The 18,265-nt window shown below is 37.8% G+C and carries 15 protein-coding genes; 7 read left to right on the top strand and 8 right to left on the bottom strand.

Features of this window, described 5'->3' with window-relative positions:
* Nucleotide 1: 1 nt before the first annotated feature.
* The 4 genes from Q2U82_RS06215 to Q2U82_RS06230 all read right to left on the bottom strand — a co-directional run bounded on the left by Q2U82_RS06215 (nt 2) and on the right by Q2U82_RS06230 (nt 5,123).
* Nucleotides 2-718 (bottom strand): sulfotransferase family protein, encoded by a 717-nt coding sequence (locus tag Q2U82_RS06215; protein WP_410006826.1) that lies wholly within the window; start codon nt 716-718, stop codon nt 2-4.
* Between the two features lie 41 nt (nt 719-759).
* Nucleotides 760-2,607, bottom strand: coding sequence for a glutamine--fructose-6-phosphate transaminase (isomerizing) (gene glmS, locus Q2U82_RS06220; protein WP_410006827.1), 1,848 nt, complete (start codon nt 2,605-2,607; stop codon nt 760-762).
* Nucleotides 2,608-2,616: 9 nt separating this feature from the next.
* Nucleotides 2,617-4,164 (bottom strand): DUF4270 domain-containing protein, encoded by a 1,548-nt coding sequence (locus Q2U82_RS06225; RefSeq protein ID WP_410006828.1) that lies wholly within the window; start codon nt 4,162-4,164, stop codon nt 2,617-2,619.
* Nucleotides 4,165-4,313: 149 nt separating this feature from the next.
* On the bottom strand, nt 4,314-5,123 hold the full coding sequence (locus Q2U82_RS06230) for a glycogen/starch synthase (protein ID WP_410006829.1): 810 nt from the start codon (nt 5,121-5,123) through the stop codon (nt 4,314-4,316).
* A gap of 129 nt (nt 5,124-5,252) precedes the next feature.
* Between Q2U82_RS06230 and panC the strand changes: the two genes are divergently transcribed.
* The 4 genes from panC (at nt 5,253) to Q2U82_RS06250 (ending at nt 8,665) form a co-directional block, all read left to right on the top strand.
* Nucleotides 5,253-6,098 (top strand): pantoate--beta-alanine ligase, encoded by an 846-nt coding sequence (gene panC / locus Q2U82_RS06235; protein WP_410006830.1) that lies wholly within the window; start codon nt 5,253-5,255, stop codon nt 6,096-6,098.
* A gap of 12 nt (nt 6,099-6,110) precedes the next feature.
* Nucleotides 6,111-6,461, top strand: a complete 351-nt coding sequence (gene panD, locus Q2U82_RS06240; protein WP_410006831.1) for an aspartate 1-decarboxylase — start codon at nt 6,111-6,113, stop codon at nt 6,459-6,461.
* A 1-nt stretch (nt 6,462) separates the two neighbouring features.
* On the top strand, nt 6,463-7,434 hold the full coding sequence (locus tag Q2U82_RS06245; RefSeq protein WP_410006832.1) for a YbhN family protein: 972 nt from the start codon (nt 6,463-6,465) through the stop codon (nt 7,432-7,434).
* Between the two features lie 82 nt (nt 7,435-7,516).
* A complete protein-coding gene (locus Q2U82_RS06250) occupies nt 7,517-8,665 on the top strand; it encodes an alpha/beta hydrolase (RefSeq protein ID WP_410006833.1) in 1,149 nt (382 codons plus the stop codon).
* 2 nt (nt 8,666-8,667) lie between these two features.
* Here Q2U82_RS06250 and Q2U82_RS06255 read toward each other — a convergent pair whose 3' ends face one another.
* Together Q2U82_RS06255 and Q2U82_RS06260 are read right to left on the bottom strand one after the other, a co-directional pair.
* On the bottom strand, nt 8,668-9,321 hold the full coding sequence (locus tag Q2U82_RS06255; protein ID WP_410006834.1) for a response regulator: 654 nt from the start codon (nt 9,319-9,321) through the stop codon (nt 8,668-8,670).
* Nucleotides 9,322-12,183: a two-component regulator propeller domain-containing protein gene (locus Q2U82_RS06260; protein WP_410006835.1), complete on the bottom strand. Its 2,862-nt coding sequence runs from the start codon at nt 12,181-12,183 to the stop codon at nt 9,322-9,324. It lies immediately after the preceding gene.
* Nucleotides 12,184-12,230: 47 nt separating this feature from the next.
* Between Q2U82_RS06260 and radA the strand changes: the two genes are divergently transcribed.
* From radA to Q2U82_RS06275, 3 genes are all read left to right on the top strand, one after another.
* Nucleotides 12,231-13,592, top strand: coding sequence for a DNA repair protein RadA (radA, locus tag Q2U82_RS06265; RefSeq protein ID WP_410006836.1), 1,362 nt, complete (start codon nt 12,231-12,233; stop codon nt 13,590-13,592).
* A gap of 101 nt (nt 13,593-13,693) precedes the next feature.
* Nucleotides 13,694-14,830 carry a peptidoglycan DD-metalloendopeptidase family protein gene (locus Q2U82_RS06270; RefSeq protein ID WP_410006837.1) on the top strand — a complete coding sequence of 379 codons (1,137 nt, stop codon included), beginning with the start codon at nt 13,694-13,696 and terminating at the stop codon, nt 14,828-14,830.
* A 66-nt stretch (nt 14,831-14,896) separates the two neighbouring features.
* Nucleotides 14,897-16,261, top strand: a complete 1,365-nt coding sequence (locus Q2U82_RS06275; RefSeq protein ID WP_410006838.1) for an acyl-CoA dehydrogenase family protein — start codon at nt 14,897-14,899, stop codon at nt 16,259-16,261.
* A 96-nt stretch (nt 16,262-16,357) separates the two neighbouring features.
* On the opposite strand, the gene Q2U82_RS06280 is transcribed toward Q2U82_RS06275, so the two are convergent.
* Together Q2U82_RS06280 and Q2U82_RS06285 are read right to left on the bottom strand one after the other, a co-directional pair.
* Nucleotides 16,358-17,395, bottom strand: a complete 1,038-nt coding sequence (locus Q2U82_RS06280; RefSeq protein ID WP_410006839.1) for an NADP(H)-dependent aldo-keto reductase — start codon at nt 17,393-17,395, stop codon at nt 16,358-16,360.
* Nucleotides 17,392-18,162, bottom strand: coding sequence for an exodeoxyribonuclease III (locus Q2U82_RS06285; protein ID WP_410006840.1), 771 nt, complete (start codon nt 18,160-18,162; stop codon nt 17,392-17,394). Before Q2U82_RS06285 ends, Q2U82_RS06280 begins: the two co-directional genes overlap by 4 nt.
* Nucleotides 18,163-18,265: the final 103 nt, after the last annotated feature.

Raw genomic sequence — 18,265 nt, forward strand, 5'->3', positions numbered from 1 at the left:
TTTATAATAGAATATTCCCTTTTAAAGTTTCATAATATGGAAGTGCCTCTTTCAACAAAGGGTCCAAATGCTCTGGCAATGGTTGCGAGCTGCTTTTTTGAACTGCAAACCTTTCGGAATTATGTACGTTTCCGTACCAATGTTTTGCCCAAATGCCATCTTCTTTTATTTCGCCTTTTTTCCACTGAAGCATTTTTTCAGAAAAAGGGATATTCAACAAACCGCAAAGTTTTTTGAGATAGATTTCTGGATTTTTCAACAATTCATCGCTGTCAATAACAATAGGCGTTTTTCCGTTTTTTTTCAGAAACAAAAAAAGTTCTGAAGCTTTTTTAATGCCAATATCATTAAGGGTTGGGGTGTGTATTACTTTTGAAAAGGAAGCTATCAATTTTTTTGGATGGCGAATCAAAATAACGTTTTCCCAATTCAAAATAAATTCTGGGGTTTCTGTTAAATAATGGTGTGCCATTCCTTTTACAAAAACGTTTTTCTTTTTTGAAAGGGAATTTATGTCTTCAACCACTTTTTCTTCCCTTAGTTCCATAGTTTGAAGGATTTCCTTTTGGGAAGGATGCTCGTTTTCCAAAGAAGCGTTATTCAGATAATAGCCATAAAATGGTTCATCCAAAACCGTCATATCCTTTCGCTGCGCAAAAGAATACATAATTGCGGTGGAAAGATTTCGCGGACCGGAGATGAGGTTGATGACTTTCATAGAAATAAAAGTACATCAAAAAAGAGAGCTTAAAAAATGTTTTATTCCACAGTAACAGACTTTGCCAAGTTGCGAGGTTGATCCACATTTCGGCCCAACATTACGGCAATGTGATAAGAAAGCAATTGCAAAGGAATTGTTGTTACTAAAGGGGTCAATGCTTCTGGGGTATGAGGCACTTCCATAACATAATCTGCCAACTCCCTAACTGCAGTATCTCCTTTTGAAACTACTGCTATAATTTTCCCCTTCCTCGCCTTTATTTCTTGAATGTTGCTCACCACTTTATCATAATGGTCGCTTTTAATGGCAATAACAACAACGGGCATTTGCTCGTCTATAAGGGCGATGGGTCCGTGTTTCATCTCGGCTGCTGGATAACCTTCGGCGTGGATGTATGAAATTTCTTTTAGTTTAAGCGCGCCTTCCAGAGCAACTGGGAAATTGTATCCTCTTCCCAAATAAAGGAAATTGCGAACGTCTTTAAAAACAGATGCTATTTCTTTTATTTTGTCTTCTGTTTTTAACGCTTCTTCTACATGTTTTGGAATAAGTTCCAATTCACGCAAATAAAGCATAAAATCACGTTGGCTTATGGTGCCTTTCGCTTTTGCCAAGCGCAGGGCTATCATTGCCAGCACGGTGATTTGAGTTGTAAATGCTTTGGTTGAAGCAACGCCAATTTCAGGTCCGGCGTGTGTATATGTACCACTATGGGTTTCTCTAGAAATGGTAGAGCCCACAACATTGCAAACGCCATAAACAAAAGCACCTTTTGATTTTGCAAGTTTTATAGCCGCAAGTGTATCTGCTGTTTCACCACTTTGTGAAATGGCAATAACTACATCATTTTCTGAAATGATTGGGTTGCGGTAACGGAATTCTGAAGCGTATTCAACCTCAACAGGAATTCTAACCAAATCCTCAAAAATATATTCGGCCACCAAACCGGCATGCCACGAAGTTCCGCAGGCTACAATAATAATACGGTCTGCGTTGATGAATTTTTCAATATAATCCTCAAGTCCGCCAAGTTTTACGATGCCTTTTTCAGCAAGCAAACGGCCACGGTACGTATCTTTTATTACGGCAGGTTGTTCGTAAATTTCCTTCAGCATAAAATGGTCGTAACCACCTTTTTCAATTTGTTCAAGATTCATTTGAAGCTCTTGAACGTAAGGAGCAACCAATTTGTCATCTTTAATTTTACGAACTTTTACATCGCGACCCAAACGAATAATGGCCATTTCTTCATCTTCAAGATAAATGGCGTTGTTTGTAAATTCAATAAAAGGAGAAGCGTCGCTCGCAACAAAAAATTCATCCTCACCAATACCTATAGCCAAAGGGCTTCCCAATTTAGCTACAACAATTTCGTCTGGCTTTTTTTTATCGAAAAGGGCGATTGCATAAGCACCCACAACTTGGTTCAATGCAATTTGAACAGCTTTACCAAGTTTTACTTTTTCATTTATTTGAATATCTTCAATAAGGTTTACCAATACTTCGGTATCTGTATCTGAAGTAAATGTATATCCGCGTTTAATTAATTCCTTTTTAAGAGAGTCGTAATTTTCAATAATTCCGTTGTGGATAATTACTAAATCGCCACTGTTTGAATAGTGCGGATGGCTGTTCACGTCGTTTGGCACTCCGTGGGTTGCCCAACGGGTGTGGCCAATTCCAAGACTTCCCTTTCGTGAAATTTCTTTTTCAGCTTTTTCTTCAAGGCTTGCAACCTTGCCTTTTGTTTTGCAAAGTTGAATATCGTTTCCGTCAAAAAGTGCGATTCCTGCACTGTCATAGCCTCTATACTCTAAGCGTTTTAGACCATTCAGTATAATTGGGTATGCTTCTCTTTTGCCTATATAGCCTACAATTCCACACATAAGCGGGGTTTATTTTGGTTCAGTGTAATAAATCTGGAGTTTTAATCTTTTGTCTTGGTTTGTGGCTGCGTTTCCATAAAGGATGGTTCCTTCTGGTGAAACAACAGTACTGGATGGAATCTGTTCAATATTAGGTTCCATTGGATTTTGAAGTTTTTGGGTTGTGCGTATTGCAACATTTTGTGATACAACAATTCCCAAAGGTACATTGGTACTATCTTTATTTATAAGGTTACTGATATGGCTAGTAATTTTCAACTTATAATATTTGCCGTTGCCATCAGTCCCTCTCACTAATCTACCAAAGTGATTGGTAAATGCATCAACAGGTTCCAAACCATTTGATGTGTCAAGCAGGTAATCTTCCAGAACGTTACTGTTTTTTAGATCGTAAATCATAATTCTTTCCGGCTCAGTGTCACCACCTACCATTAAATCCTGATTTACATAAAAGATAAGGTTGGCTTCATTGATGATCCATTTTTTATCGCGAAGCACTTGAAGTTCATCGGCAACGCCATTGTTGTCAAGATCTTTTCCGAAGAGTTCTACTACCGAAATAATACCGTCACCGCCTCTTAAGTAAAGGTTTTCTTCACCAGTTTCTATATTGGGGTTTTCTAGAGCTGTTTGTATTTCTGGTGAGAGCTCATTTTGGAAGGTATTTACATTAATCCCACCAAAATTTAATTTGAAGACTTTGTTTTCTCTTTCACCTGGATTGTTTTCATCATCAGCGGTGTAAAAAATAGAAACATACGCTTTAGTATTATCAAAAATGAATAGGCTTCCATCGTTTGATGTGGAGTTTACATCAAAATAAATACCTCTTAGGAAATTTTTGAAGTTATTGTTGTTACGCAACTCCTCAGTTCCTTGCATCTTGATAATATTCTTTTTAAAGAAAGCAGTATCCAGCTTGACTCGCAATCCAGGGCCTAATTTTTCTTCATCATCTTCACCCGCTCTTAAAATGAAACCTCTGTCGCTCGGTATAAAATTTTCAACTGAGCCTAATTGTACACCTAAATTTTGCTCAAAGGTTGATCCTTGATCAGTGTAATAATTTTGAAGTTCCTGAAATCCTGTGTTAGGGTCATACTCCCTTAAAAAGAAATTAGAAGATGAAATATTAACGTTAATGGGTGAAGAACCATAGATGGAATCAAGTTCGTAAGTGGTTACACTATCTACAGTAGTTGCAGTACTGAAAAAAGGCAAGTATACAAAAACACTGTCAACTGTTATGGTTGCAGTGTCGCCAAAGGTTGGATTGCTTTTTTCCAAAGTGAGTTGCGAAAGCAAGTTTATGGTAGATTTTCCATAAACGGGATCGTTATATACACCAAGTTGGTATCCAGGCAATCTGTTACTTTGTACAGGCCCAAGTTTTCTACTATATGCAATGATTGATTGTGAATCGTCCAAAATTCCGTTTGGGGTCTCGTCTCCCAAAATTTCGGAACCAATGGTGCTAATGTCTTCTTGACAAGAGGACAATGCAATAATCAGAAATAGAATAGTGCCTGCTATTGGCAACAAATTTTTAATTTTCATCTGCAAGTAATATTTGTAAATAGGTAGATGGAACGCCCGAATTATTCATTTTCGTTTTTTCTTGATTTTTTAACTGGGCACTTCATCCGTTTTTTAAATGTTTTTTTGATGAAATGTACAAACAGGTTTCATCTTTAATATTGGAGAATTTATTTTAAAACTTTACTGCTGTAAAAATCTAAATATGCTTGCGAAAAATTTTCCATATTGTGATATTTTAACACTGGTTTGTCCAAAGTGTTAAGATATTCTTCAAGCTCCTTAGGTATTTCTTCAGACCCCACAATAATTGCATCAGAATTTTTGATGGCTATTTTCATAAGATTCACATAATCTGGTTCTTCAAGTTCTGAAATGACTTCATCATCAATAGCATCAAACCTTACTTTGTCAATTGTATTTTTAGCTAACGTTCCATTGAAGCCTTGATTGTATACAGAAGTAACTATTTTACTGTTTTCAAAAAGGGGCTCGTTGCCGTAATAATTCCGGAGATATAATGGTAAAAAGGAAGCCAGCCATCCGTGAACGTGAATAATATCTGGCGCCCAGTTCAATTTTTTTACGGTTTCAATAACTCCTTTGGCAAAGAAAATGGCGCGCTCATCATTGTCTTTATAAAAATTGCCATCCTCATCTGCGTAGGTCGCTTTTCTTTTAAAGTAATCTTCATTATCAATAAAATAAACTTGGATGCGCTCTTTTGGAATGGAGGCAACCTTGATTATTAAAGGCATATCTAAATCATTGATCACCAAGTTCATTCCAGAAAGACGAATCACCTCGTGCAATTGGTGCCTTCTTTCGTTAATGTTTCCATAGCGGGGCATAAATATTCTTATTTGTCCGCCATTATTGTTAATCATTCGTGGAGCTTCAAACGACATTGAAGAAATCTCGGTCTCGGGAAGGTAGGGTATTACTTCTGAAGACACATACAAGACTCTTTTATCTTTCATCTATAGGGTTTTAGGTATTAATTCTAACTTCACCCCAAATCATAGAGGCGATTAAAAACACGCAAAATTACGAAAATTTATGTAGATTGTCTTTAATATATTAATTTTGCCCGCTCTTAACCCAATTTTATGGTAATACATACCCAGAAAGAAACATTGGTAAAAGCCTTGTCTTCTGTGGCAAAAAGTGAAAAAATAGGTTTTGTGCCAACAATGGGTGCATTGCATCAAGGGCATATGTCTTTGGTAAATAAAGCTTTAGGCGAAAATGATTTGGTGGTAGTGAGCATTTTTGTAAACCCTACCCAATTCAATAACATTGCAGATCTTGCAAAATATCCACGTACTCCCGAAGATGATATTTTACTATTAAAAAATCTAAAAGGAAATGTGATTGTGTACTTACCAGAGGTTTCAGATTTGTATAACGATTCCGTTTCTTCAAAAAAGTACAATTTTGGAGGCCTTGAAAATGAAATGGAAGGCAAGCACAGAAGCGGACATTTTGACGGAGTGGGAACAATTGTAAGCAAGCTTTTGAAAATTGTGAAACCAAATACTGCCTATTTTGGAGAAAAGGATTTTCAGCAATTGCAAATTGTGAAAAAATTAGTTTCCATTGAAAAACTTCCAGTAAAAATCGTGGGATGTCCTATTTTAAGGGAGAAAAACGGACTTGCAATGAGTTCACGAAACAAACGACTAAGCGCAAAAATATTTGAAGAATCAAATATAATTTATAAAACATTAAAAGAAGTACAGGAAAAATTCAGTTATACTTCCATTGCAGATTTGAATGCTTTGGTTGCGGAACGGTTTTTGCAAAACCCCTACTTGAATTTGGAATATTTTGAAATAGCCAACGAAAAAACTCTTAAAACTGCAAAACGAAAAAATAAAGGTTCAAAATACAGAGCTTTTATTGCAGCTTTTGCGGGCGAAGTTCGGCTAATAGATAATATGCCTTTAAATTAATATCTTTGCACCATGCAAATACACGTAGTAAAATCTAAAATCCATAGGGTAAAGGTTACCGGCGCTGATCTGAATTACATTGGCAGCATCACTATTGACGAAGATTTAATGGACGCCGCCAACATTATTGAAGGCGAAAAAGTTCAAATAGTAAACAACAACAATGGCGAACGTCTTGAAACCTACGCCATTCCAGGTCCACGAAACAGTGGTGAAATCACATTGAATGGTGCAGCCGCTAGACGGGTAGCTCCGGGTGACATATTGATACTAATCACTTATGCAATGATGGAACTGGAAGAAGCTAAAAACTTTAAGCCCGCAATGGTTTTTCCAGACGAGGAAACAAATTTACTCCGCTAAATTGAGCCGCTCCCTTTCAAAATTTTTACAGATTGCCATTCCATTGGGATTGGGGGTTTTCTTAATTTGGTACATCTACCAGTCCTTCACACCGCAACAACTTGAAGAAACAAAAAAATATTTTGCAGATGCAAACTATGGGTTTGTGTTGCTTTCGGTTGCTTTCAGTGTTCTCAGTCACATTTCCCGTTCCTATCGTTGGAGTTTTATGTTGGAGCCAATGGGTTATAAAACCAGATTAGCCAATAATTTTATGGCTATTTCAGTGGCGTATTTAATGAACATTTTTATCCCGAAAAGCGGTGAAGTTTCCCGAGGTATAATTTTGGATAAATATGAAGGTGTTCCTTTTCAAAAAGGCTTCGGTACTATAATTTCAGAACGCGTTGTGGATCTTATTTTTCTACTCTTTTTCACGGCACTCGCACTATGGATAAAGTTTGATGTGCTTTATGATTACGTTATGGAAAGTATACCGCCATCAATATTGTATGTGCTCATATTTGGAATTGTTTTAATGGCCATAAGCATTCCCTTATATATTAAATTTTCAAAATCGAATATCAATAAAAAGCTAAAAAGCTTTATTATTGGTTTGAAAGAAGGTGTTTTCAGTATTCTTAAAATGCGAAAAAAAGGGGCTTTTCTTTTCCACACCTTTATTATTTGGGGGTTGTACCTGCTTTCTTTTTATACGGCACTGCACGCGTTGCCTGATACTACTAACATTCCTTTTGGCACAATTATAATCACTTTTGTAGTGGGCAGTTTCACTTTTGCCTTTACGAATAGTGGTTTCGGAACCTATCCTGCAGCAGTTGCAGGAATTTTAACTGTTTTCGGAATTGCTAAAACCGTTGGTGTTGCTTTTGGATGGATTGTTTGGGTTTCAAATATTTCTTCCATTGTTTTCTTTGGTGTGCTGTCCTTAGCATTACTTCCACTTTACAATCGGAAACGACTTAAATTGTAATTTTTTTCGAAATAATTTTTCTTCGCAAAAAATTCACAAATTGAAAAATTGTTATCTTTCCGCAGCCTAAAAATTCTAACCAATGAAAAAAGTCCTACTATTCGCAGTTTGCGTTTTGCTTAATTACGCTTCTTTTTCCCAAATTATATACGAAGAATTCAACTCTACCAAACTGGGTGAGTCTAGAAGACTAAAAATTCAGCTTCCAAGGAATTATGAAACCAATGTAGAAAAAAAATATCCCATTGTTTTGGTGCTGGATGCCGATTATCTTTTTGAGCCAGTGGCTGGAAACGTTGACTATTTCAGTTATTGGGAAGATATGCCAGAGTCCATTGTTGTTGGAGTTATGCAGAACGATTCTCGTTATGAAGATTGCTCTTATGATGACGAAACCTTTATGCCAGGCAAAAAAGGCGCCCAATTTTTTGAATTTATAGGGCTGGAACTGATACCTTATATTGATAATAAATACCGCACGGCAAAATTTATTATTGGTGTTGGGCACGATTTCACGGCAAACTTTCTCAACTATTATCTTTTCAAAGATCCACCGCTACTGAATGGATACATAAACTTGAGCCCAGACATGGCGCCAATGATGGAAGAGCGACTTGTGGAACGGATTCCACAAATTCCCGGAAAAATATTTTATTATTTGGCTACAGGAACCGATGACATTAAAGGCTTGATGGAATCTACTGAGGATTTAAACACTCAATTAACTGGTTTGAAAAGCAAATCTTTCAACTATTATTATGATAATTTTGATGGAGCAACCCATTATTCCCTTGGGGGACGTGGCATTCCAAATGCTTTGGAAAAGATATTCTCAGTTTATAGACCCATCAGCAAAAAAGAATTTTCTGACGTTTTATTGAAACTGGATACGCCAATCAGTCAATATCTTTTGGATAAATATAAAGTGATTGAAGATCTCTTTGGCATTACAAATAATATTCGAGTAAATGATTTTATAGCAACCGCTACTGCCGCAGAAAAGAAAAACCAATGGGAATCCTTGCGTGAGATTGCAACCCTTGCAAAAAGACAATACCCTCATACCGTGCTCGGCGATTATTATTTAGGGCGTTATTATGAAGAAACGGGTGAGCCAAAAAAAGCAATGAAAACCTTCCAAGGTGCTTATGATAAAGAAGAAGTTGATTTTATTACTATCGATAAATTACTGGATCGGGCTGATAAAATAAAAGACGATTTTGGGTATTAACCTTAGAGTTCTTTAATAACATTTCTGTTCAAATACGCCCAATTTGTTAATGCATTTGAGGTTGTGTTTTCTATTTCCAGCTTCATAATTATGTTGCTTCTGTGTTTTTCTACAGTGCGTATTGAAATGAAAAGTTTTTCGGCAATTTCACTACTGGTTAGTTGTTCTGATACTAGCTTTAAAATGGTTTTTTCAGAAGAGGTTAAATGCTTGATTTTTTTTAAATCCTCTGAAACAATTGCAAGCGAAGAAGGAATAAAGGAACGGCTAAAATAAACCTCATTGTTCAATACACATCTAATACATTCCTCAATTTCTGAAAAAGAGTCTTCTTTTAAAAGGTAGCCATTTATTTGGAGTGCCTTGGCTTGAGAGATGTATTCATTTTCCTTATGAAAGGACAGAATGATAAACTTGGTGTCTACTTTTTTTTGTTTGGCCATTTTTATCACTTCAAAGCCTGTTAAAAGCGGCATGTCGATATCTAAAAGCGCTATGATAGGATTGTGGATTAAAATAAGTTCCAGAGCTTGCATTCCGTTTGCAGCTTGCCCAACAACATTATAATTATTTGCTGTGAGTTCGTCATTTAATCCTTTAAGGATCATTGGGTGGTCATCGGCTATAACGGTGGAAATATTTTTTTTGTCAATCATTTAAATAGGAATAGTAAGTGTGACGGTGGTTCCTTTGTTAATTTGGCTTTTAATATCAATTTTTGAGTGTAAAATTTTTGCCCGCTCCATTAAGGTCTTCATGCCTAGACTTTCACTGATTTTTAACTTTTCAGAAAATTCAAAGCCTTTTCCATTATCTGCAATAATTGCTTCAATGGTATTTTCCTTTTTTTCAATAGTCACAGAGGCAGCTTTGGCTTCGGCATGCTTCACCATATTGTTTAATACTTCTTGGATAATCCTATACAAATGTAAGGATGCTTCTCTGCTTAAAAAAGCATCTATGTCTTCAATTTCATGGGTAAAAAAGATATTCGTATTTGTATCTACCTCATCAACCATATTTCTGATAGCAACTGTGGGGCCCAAACGTTCCAATGTTGCGGGATGCAGGCCTCTAGAGATGGCTCTTAGTTCTTCTAGTGTATTGCTTGCTAAGGATTCCATTTCTTGGTTTCCTGTGGTTTTGGTTTTTTTGGTAAGTAACATCAATTTTTGCCCCACGCTATCATGAAGTTCACGAGCTACCCGAGTGCGTTCTTCTTCTTGAGCTTTTATTAGATTGTGTGTGTAGGTTTCGTTTCTTTTTTGTTCAGCCTTATTTCTGAAATAATAAAAAAGAAAAACACTAATTGAAGTAATAGATAGTACAGAAACCCAAAAGAACCAAGTCTTCCAAAACGGTACCGTTATCACAAATGAATAGTGATAAGGCTGGGTTTGCCATACACCATCTCCATTATCTGCAATAAATTCAAAAGAATACTCGCCAGGAGGCAAATATGAAAACACCACATTTGGATCTTTTGTGGGTTGAGACCATTCGTCAACATCTCTAAGTCCTTTCATCCTGTATTGATACTGAACATTTTCAGGATTGGTAAACGTTATTGCTTCCATGGAAAAGCTTAAATAATTATTTTGATAAGGAAGCACAATACCTTTTTTTGTTCTAAAAAGGCTGTCCACCAAAGGTTCAGAGAACAGAAGAATTTCTGAAATGTCCAATTTTGGCGGTTGGTTGTTAGGAAGATAGGCTTTCTCGTTAAAAGCTAACATTCCACTCAAAGAAGTCATTAAAATAGTTTTGTCTTCCGTAACCAAAAGTGAATTAAAATCGATATCGTTTTCCAGGAAATGGGGAACCGTGCTATATTTCTTTGCAACAACGGTGTCTTTTTTCAATAAAAGCGCAAGATCTACTTTTAGTAACATATCTCTTCCTGCCAACCATAAATTATTGCCATCTACCTTCAATGCCCGAAAATGACTTAAAGGTGCAAAACGACTCATGTCAAAAACCTGAGTTTTAAAATTATTGTTTTGAAGTGTTATGTGGTATAATTTTTTTTCGCTTCCGGCAAGCACCTCATTTCTATTAATTTTATCTAGGCTCCTAAAGTCATTGTGTAAATTAGGGTGGAGCCCTGGAATAGTATCTGTTTTTGTGTTATTCATTTGAAATAAACCCGCTATTTTGCATAATATATAGCGGTCTCCAATAGGCTCTATAGCTATTGACCTTCTTGACCTTATAAAATAGGTGGAATCTTTTTCCAAAACCTTAATGTTATCGGTTCCAAAAAGGAAGGTTTTGTCTTGTTCCTTGTACAACAAATTGTAATCTCCCTCATCAATTAGCATAGGTCTTGCGCTGTTCTTGGAGTGTTCAAAAACTGCTGTGTTTGTAGTATAAAGAAGATTATCTTCAGGAGTTACAAAAAGATTTTTTATTGCACCACCTTTAGTTATTGGCCTAATTTGTTTGTTTTCATCCAACACAGCGACACCATCATTTGTGGCCATGATCAATTCTTCGTTCCATTCCACAACATCATTCACAGATGACAAACCTTGTGTGTCATCATAAATCTTGAAAGCCGTATCCCTGAATCGAATTATCCCTTCGCCATAACTAGTCATCCAATGATTGCCTTCGGTATCTTTAATCATTCGATAAATATATTTTGTGGGAAGGCCCTGTGCTTCATTTATAAGTTTTAGATCACCTGTCTGCTTGTTGAAAATACCAAAACCGTTGCCTTCAAAACTTAAAAAAAGCTCGTTTTCATTTTCCTCAAGAATACCATACACACGGTTTTTGTCAAAATCTTCTTGTTTAAATTTATATTTGATAAGTTTTCCGTTTGATATTTTATAAAGTTCGCCATAGGCACCCACCCAAACATCCTTTTTGGCATCTACAAAAACGGAATAGCAAATATTGTTTATACCGTCTTTTTCATTATAAATGTTTTCAATTTTCAACGGATTGAGAGTCATCTTAAAAATACCACTATTAGAGGAAGCTATGTATAAAGTATTGTTGTCATACCAACTTGCGTGTTGAAGACCCGAAATTTTGTTTTCCGTAGTTGCCTTTATTAGATATTCTAATTTTCCGTTTTTAAAAGTTACAATTCCTTTTACGAAAATGATATAAATAGTGCCATCGGCACCTTCCAGTATATTGGTCGCGCTTCCCAAAAAATCAAAATCCACTCCCTTTGGATTTGTGATTTTTCCGTTTTCAATAACGCTTATGCCATTGTCCAGGGTGCCAACCCAAATTCGACCTTTAGAATCTTCTAAAATACTGAAGACAATATTGGAAACTAGCCCATCTTCTGTAGTGTAATTTTTGAAAGTCTTTCCGTTAAAGCAACTTACTCCTCCTGTAGTGCTTACCCAAATTCTGTTTTGGCTATCTTGTAGAATGGCATAGGTTTCGTTGTTAACCAGACCTTCTTCCGTTTTATATTTTTTAAATTGGTATCGCTGGGCGGTTAAAGACAAAGAGCAAACAGTCAATAAAAAAAAAGTAAGGAATAAGCGTTTCATTTAGCGAAGGTTTGTAGCGTAAATATATTTATTTTAGCGGAACTATTATGACCAAAACAAAGACAACATTTTTCTGCCAAAACTGTGGCGCACAATATGCGAAATGGCAAGGGCAATGCAATTCCTGTAAGGAATGGAACACCATTGCCGAGGAAGTAATCCAAAAAGCCGAAAAGGTTAGTTGGAAAGCTTCCGAAGGTACTTCCAAAAGAGTTGCAAAACCACAGCGTATTTCAGAAATTTCAACACAAGCTGAAGCACGACTGAATACAAAAAACAACGAATTAAATCGCGTCCTTGGCGGCGGATTGGTTCCTGGCTCATTAACGCTTTTGGGCGGCGAACCCGGAATTGGGAAGAGTACGTTGATGCTTCAGATTGCTTTGCAACTTCCGTATAAAACCCTTTATGTTTCAGGTGAAGAAAGTGCGCAACAAATAAAAATGCGGGCTGAACGTATTCAACCCATTTCTGAAAACTGTTTTATTTTAACCGAAACAAAAACACAAAATATCTTTCGGAATATTGAAGAAATTCAACCGGATATTGTGGTTATAGATTCCATCCAAACCCTGCACACAGATTATATTGAAAGCACTGCCGGAAGCATTTCGCAAATTCGGGAAACCACCGCAGAGCTTATAAAGTATGCAAAGGAAACCGCAACTCCAGTTATTTTGATTGGGCATATTACTAAAGACGGAAACATCGCTGGCCCAAAAATTTTGGAGCATATGGTCGATACTGTTTTGCAATTTGAAGGCGACCGAAATCATATTTATAGAATTCTGCGAGCCAATAAAAACCGTTTTGGAAGCACAAATGAATTAGGAATTTATGAAATGCAGGGCAGTGGTCTTCGCGAAGTTTCAAACCCTTCGGAAATATTGATTTCCAAAAATGATGAAGATTTAAGCGGCACGGCAATCTCCGCAACTTTGGAAGGCATGCGCCCGTTGATGATTGAAATTCAAGCTTTGGTAAGTAGCGCCGTTTATGGAACACCGCAACGGAGTGCTACGGGTTACAATGCGAAACGCTTAAATATGATTCTCGCAGTTTTAGAAAAGCGTGCAGGTTTCAAATTGGGCGCAAAAGATGTTTTTTTGAATGTAACGGGAGGAATCACGGTTGACGATCCAGCAATTGATTTGGCGGTGGTTGCCGCAGTGCTTTCCTCAAATATTGACATTGCCATTGACAAACGACTTTGTTTTGCCGCTGAGGTTGGCTTGGCAGGTGAAGTACGACCAGTAACTCGTGTGGAACAGCGAATTTTGGAAGCTGAGAAACTTGGTTTTACCTCGATTGTTATTTCGAAATACTGCAAAATTCCGAAGAATAATTTTCATATAAACATCATTAAAGTTGCAAAAGTGCACGATGTGGTTCATCATCTCTTTGGATAATCCCATCCCAACCTTCCCAAAAAGAAGGAGCAAAACATCGCTTTCCCCCTTTGGGGGATTAAGGGGGCTTTTGGTACAATTTCTGTTAGTTTAGCAACGCTATGAATCTGAAAAATTTTTTCACATTAATTCTTTTGGGAGTACTTATTTCAAGCTGCAAAGAAGAGATTCGAAAAGTAGCTGACATAGTTATTCAACCAACGGCTCGCGAGGCTTACGAACGTAATTTTTCAAAAAAAGATTCACTTTTGCTTCAATGGAAAAATGCTTTTGAAAACTCAAAGCGAGACAGTATCCAAATTACATTGCCATATTCTGAAAGCGGCGTTTTTTCCGAAGAAAATTTCAATGTTTACAGCTATAATATTCAGTTAAAAGAAGGCGAAAGAATTATAGTGGAAGTTGAAAAAAAAACAGATTCCGCCTTGGTTTTTGTAGATTTATTTCAGGCGAAAACCGATTCCCTTAAATCTTTCAAACTTTTAAAATCTTCCGAAGACAAAAAATCATTTCTCTCACAGGAAATTGAAACTTCGGGTTTTTATAAAGTTATTGTCCAGCCACAAATGAAACTGCAATTCCCTTTCGTGCTAAAAATTTATACGGAACCTATCTATGCGTTTCCAGTGAGCGGCGCAAATAATAAAAGCATTCAAAGTTTTTGGGCAGATCCGCGCGATACCGGTAGTCGTTCCCATGAAGGAGTAGATATTTTTGCAGACCGAGGAACGCCTGTAATTGCTGTAAGTGACGGAATAATTTCTTCCACTGGTGAGCGAGGTTTGGGAGGAAAACAAGTTTGGTTGAAAGACGGCCTTTTTGGAAAAACTATATATTATGCACATCTGGATAGCATCGCAGTTGTCGAAGGAAAAAAGGTGAAAATGGGCGATACCCTTGGCTTTGTAGGTAATACGGGCAATGCAAAAACCACCGAACCGCATCTTCATTTTGGGATTTATAAAACAAAAGGTGCAGTAAATCCGCTTAGTTTTATCAAAAAAACCGAGATTCAAACCAGCGAAATGCCCTCAGCAATAACAAAAGCCATTACATTAAAAAATAGAGCTGATGTTCGGAAAGGACCTGCTTCGGTTTTTAAACAATTCGGAAGCCTGAAAAAGAACGACACCATAATTGTTTTGGGGAAAAACCAAAAATGGTTTCACGTTCAAACTGCAGATAGCCTAAAAGGCTATGTAAACGAAACCGTGATAACACCGCTTCCTCCAAATTAACTTTTTTTTAGCCTTAAGAAAACCGCATAATGGTATCTTTAGAATTCAATTCTCAAAAAAACCATTATGTCCATCTTTTCGAAAATAAAACAGACCCTCCATTTAATGAAAGAAATTGATCTTGACGCGTTGGGGAAACTTTCGCAAAAAGTAGATCTTTCAGAAATTATGAAAACCGTCGGTGAACTCGATGATCGTCAATTGGCGGGATTGATGAAAATGTTGAAACATAAAGGCGGAAAAAAAGGGCAGCACAAATTGCCGCCCATCGATGGCGATTTTTATGATATGGCGCTAAAACTCACACCTAAACAGCGCGAACTTCAAATAAAAGTGCGCAATTTTATGGAGGATGAAATAAAGCCGATTGCCAATGAATATTGGAACAAAGCCGAATTTCCTTTTCAGATTATTCCGAAAATGGCTGAATTGAACATTTGCGGACTTACCTATGATGGCTACGGAACGCCTTATGAAACCTACGTTATGGAAGGAATTATTGCAATGGAATTGGCGCGGGTGGATGTTTCCATTTCTACCTTTTTTGGCGTGCACAGTGGTTTGGCTATGGGTTCCATCTACATCTGCGGCAGCGAGGAGCAAAAACAGGAATGGCTCCCGAAAATGGCAAAAATGGAACTTATTGGCGCTTTTGGACTTACGGAACCCGAAGTTGGTTCCGCAGTTGCAGGCGGTCTGGGGACTACTTGCAGAAAAGAAGGCGATGAATGGGTTTTAAACGGACAAAAAAAATGGATTGGCAATGCAACATTCGCAGACGTTACAATAATTTGGGCGCGCGACGAAGCTTCTGATCAAGTGAAAGGGTTTCTGGTACGCAAAGGAAATCCAGGATTTGTAGCAGAAAAAATCGAAAATAAAATGGCGCTTCGCACGGTGCAAAACGCTTTGATTACAATGACGGATTGCCGAATTCCCGAAAGCGATCGACTTCAAAAATGCGATTCTTTTAAAGATACCGCCAAAGTACTGCGAATGACGCGGGCCGGAGTAGCTTGGCAGGCCGTGGGCTGCGCAAGAGGTGCTTATGAAGCCGCGCTGAAATACACCAAAAAACGCGAACAGTTCGGAAAACCGATTGCCTCCTACCAATTGGTTCAAAACCATTTAGTGGAAATGGTTTCCAATCTCACGGCAATGCAGACAATGTGTTTTCGTCTTTCCGAATTGCAGGATGAAGGATTACTTACCGATGAACATGCTTCTTTGGCAAAGGTTTTCTGCAGTATGCGAACCCGCGATGTGGTAAGCCAGGCCCGTGAAGTTATGGGCGGCAACGGAATACTTTTGGAATACGACGTTGCCCGTTTTGTAGCCGATGCCGAAGCGATTTATAGTTATGAAGGCACTAAAGAAATCAACTCGTTGATTGTGGGTCGCGCGATTACAGGTTATAGTGCGTTTGTGTAAAAAAGCCCCCTAACCCCCCGAAGGGAGAATGGCCCCACCCAACCTCCCCGAAGGGGAGGAGTAGTGCAAGAGTTCCCCCTTAGGGGGTCAGGGGGACTAAGGGGCTGGATTCGGAATTTGGTTGTGAACGGCATCAATCTCCTTTAAAATTTCCTTGGAAAGCGAAACGTTGATGCTCTCAATATTTTCTGAAAGTTGTTCGATACTTGTTGCCCCGATAATTGGAGCGGTCACAAATTTCTTCTGAAGAATAAAAGCCAGCGACATCTGTGCAAAGCTGAGGTTGTGCCTTTTGGCGATTTCGAAATATTTCTCGGTGGCTTCCAATGCGGGTTTACTGCTGTAACGGGTGTATTGTTTAAACTGATTTATGCGCGAATTTTCATCAGCTTTTCCGTTTAAATATTTTCCAGTGAGCGTTCCAAATCCTAATGGCGAATACGGTAAATAGCCAATATTTTCCCGGTGAAGTATTTCACTCAAACCTATTTCATCTTTTCGGTTCACCAAATTATATGGGTTTTGAACAGAAACAATTTTCAACTTTCCTTTTCGAGATTCTTCCAGGCAACGCATTACACCGAATGGCGTTTCGTTTGAAAGTCCGATATGGCGAATTTTTCCCGCTTTTACAAAACCTTCCAAATCATTTAAAACTTCAGCAAAGTTATCGCTCCAAGCTTCATCTTCTTTGTGGGTATAATCGCGCTGTCCGAAATAATTGGTGTTTCGCTCCGGCCAATGCAACTGGTACAAATCGATATAATCTGTTTGCAAACGTTTCAGACTTTTATCAATCGCATCCTCCAAAGATTTTTTGCTAAAATCCAATGGCTGTCGAATATGGTCCATTGAACGGCTAGGCCCCGCAATTTTTGAAGTGATAACCAACTCTTCGCGATTCTTCTTTTTTGCAAGCCAATTTCCAATATAAGTTTCCGTTCTTCCCTGTGTTTTTGGGTTTGCGGGCACGGGATACATTTCCGCACAGTCAATAAAATTGACGCCTTTTTCAATGGCGAAATTGAGCTGTTCGTGGGCTTCAACTTCTGTATTTTGTTGACCCCAAGTCATGGTGCCAAGGCAAAGCTTGCTTATTTTTAAATCTGTATTTGGGAGGATTGTGTATTTCATTTTTGGAATTCAAGTTCAACCAAATGTGGGCAATGGTCGCTGTGCATTGCATCGGGCAAAATTACAGCTCGTTTTAAGTTTTTCAGCAATGGTTCCGAAACCAAATTGTAATCTATTCGCCAACCTTTGTTATTGTTTCGGGCGTTGGCACGGTAGCTCCACCAGGTATAATTGTGCGGTTCTTTATTAAAATGTCGAAAACTGTCTATAAACCCGCTTTTCATAAATCCGTCCAACCATTTCCGTTCTACAGGTAAAAATCCGGAAACGTTCTTGTTCCGAACGGGATCGTGAATATCAATGGCTTCGTGGCAGATATTGTAATCGCCACAGATTACCAAGTTTGGTATTTCATTTTTCAGATTGTCAATATATTTTTGAAAATCGTCCATATAGGTAAGTTTGTGTTCCAAACGGTCTATGTTTGTGCCGCTAGGCAAATAAAGACTCATCACCGAAACATTATCGAAATCCACGCGAATGTTCCTTCCTTCAGCATCCATATATTCAATGCCGGTGCCATATTCTATATGGTTCGGTTTTATTTTTGAAAAAATTGCAACGCCGCTATAGCCCTTTTTCACAGCGCTGTACCAATAGTGATAGGGATAACCTGCTTTTTCAATTTCTTCAACTTCCACTTGGTCAAAATTTGCTTTTGTTTCCTGAATGCAGATAACATCAGGGTTTGCAGCTTGCAACCAATCAAGAAAGCCTTTGCGCATTGCCGCGCGAATTCCGTTTACGTTGTATGAAATAATTTTCATTGTAAGTAGCGTTTGTTAAAGGCCACTAAGTTAAATAACATTGTATTTTTACACGGCTCACGCCCGTAAAGATTTTCATAATATATTCACAAAATATAATCGG

The organism is Aequorivita nionensis (genome assembly GCF_046352995.1).
In the GTDB taxonomy this organism is placed as follows: domain Bacteria; phylum Bacteroidota; class Bacteroidia; order Flavobacteriales; family Flavobacteriaceae; genus Aequorivita; species Aequorivita nionensis.

Coding starts and splice junctions, on each gene's coding strand:
- Q2U82_RS06215 (WP_410006826.1), bottom strand. CDS start 718: ATGAAAGTCATCAACCTCATCTCCGGTCCGCGAAATCTTTCCACCGCA.
- glmS (WP_410006827.1), bottom strand. CDS start 2,607: ATGTGTGGAATTGTAGGCTATATAGGCAAAAGAGAAGCATACCCAATT.
- Q2U82_RS06225 (WP_410006828.1), bottom strand. CDS start 4,164: ATGAAAATTAAAAATTTGTTGCCAATAGCAGGCACTATTCTATTTCTG.
- Q2U82_RS06230 (WP_410006829.1), bottom strand. CDS start 5,123: ATGAAAGATAAAAGAGTCTTGTATGTGTCTTCAGAAGTAATACCCTAC.
- panC (WP_410006830.1), top strand. CDS start 5,253: ATGGTAATACATACCCAGAAAGAAACATTGGTAAAAGCCTTGTCTTCT.
- panD (WP_410006831.1), top strand. CDS start 6,111: ATGCAAATACACGTAGTAAAATCTAAAATCCATAGGGTAAAGGTTACC.
- Q2U82_RS06250 (WP_410006833.1), top strand. CDS start 7,517: ATGAAAAAAGTCCTACTATTCGCAGTTTGCGTTTTGCTTAATTACGCT.
- Q2U82_RS06255 (WP_410006834.1), bottom strand. CDS start 9,321: ATGATTGACAAAAAAAATATTTCCACCGTTATAGCCGATGACCACCCA.
- Q2U82_RS06260 (WP_410006835.1), bottom strand. CDS start 12,183: ATGAAACGCTTATTCCTTACTTTTTTTTTATTGACTGTTTGCTCTTTG.
- radA (WP_410006836.1), top strand. CDS start 12,231: ATGACCAAAACAAAGACAACATTTTTCTGCCAAAACTGTGGCGCACAA.
- Q2U82_RS06270 (WP_410006837.1), top strand. CDS start 13,694: ATGAATCTGAAAAATTTTTTCACATTAATTCTTTTGGGAGTACTTATT.
- Q2U82_RS06275 (WP_410006838.1), top strand. CDS start 14,897: ATGTCCATCTTTTCGAAAATAAAACAGACCCTCCATTTAATGAAAGAA.
- Q2U82_RS06280 (WP_410006839.1), bottom strand. CDS start 17,395: ATGAAATACACAATCCTCCCAAATACAGATTTAAAAATAAGCAAGCTT.
- Q2U82_RS06285 (WP_410006840.1), bottom strand. CDS start 18,162: ATGAAAATTATTTCATACAACGTAAACGGAATTCGCGCGGCAATGCGC.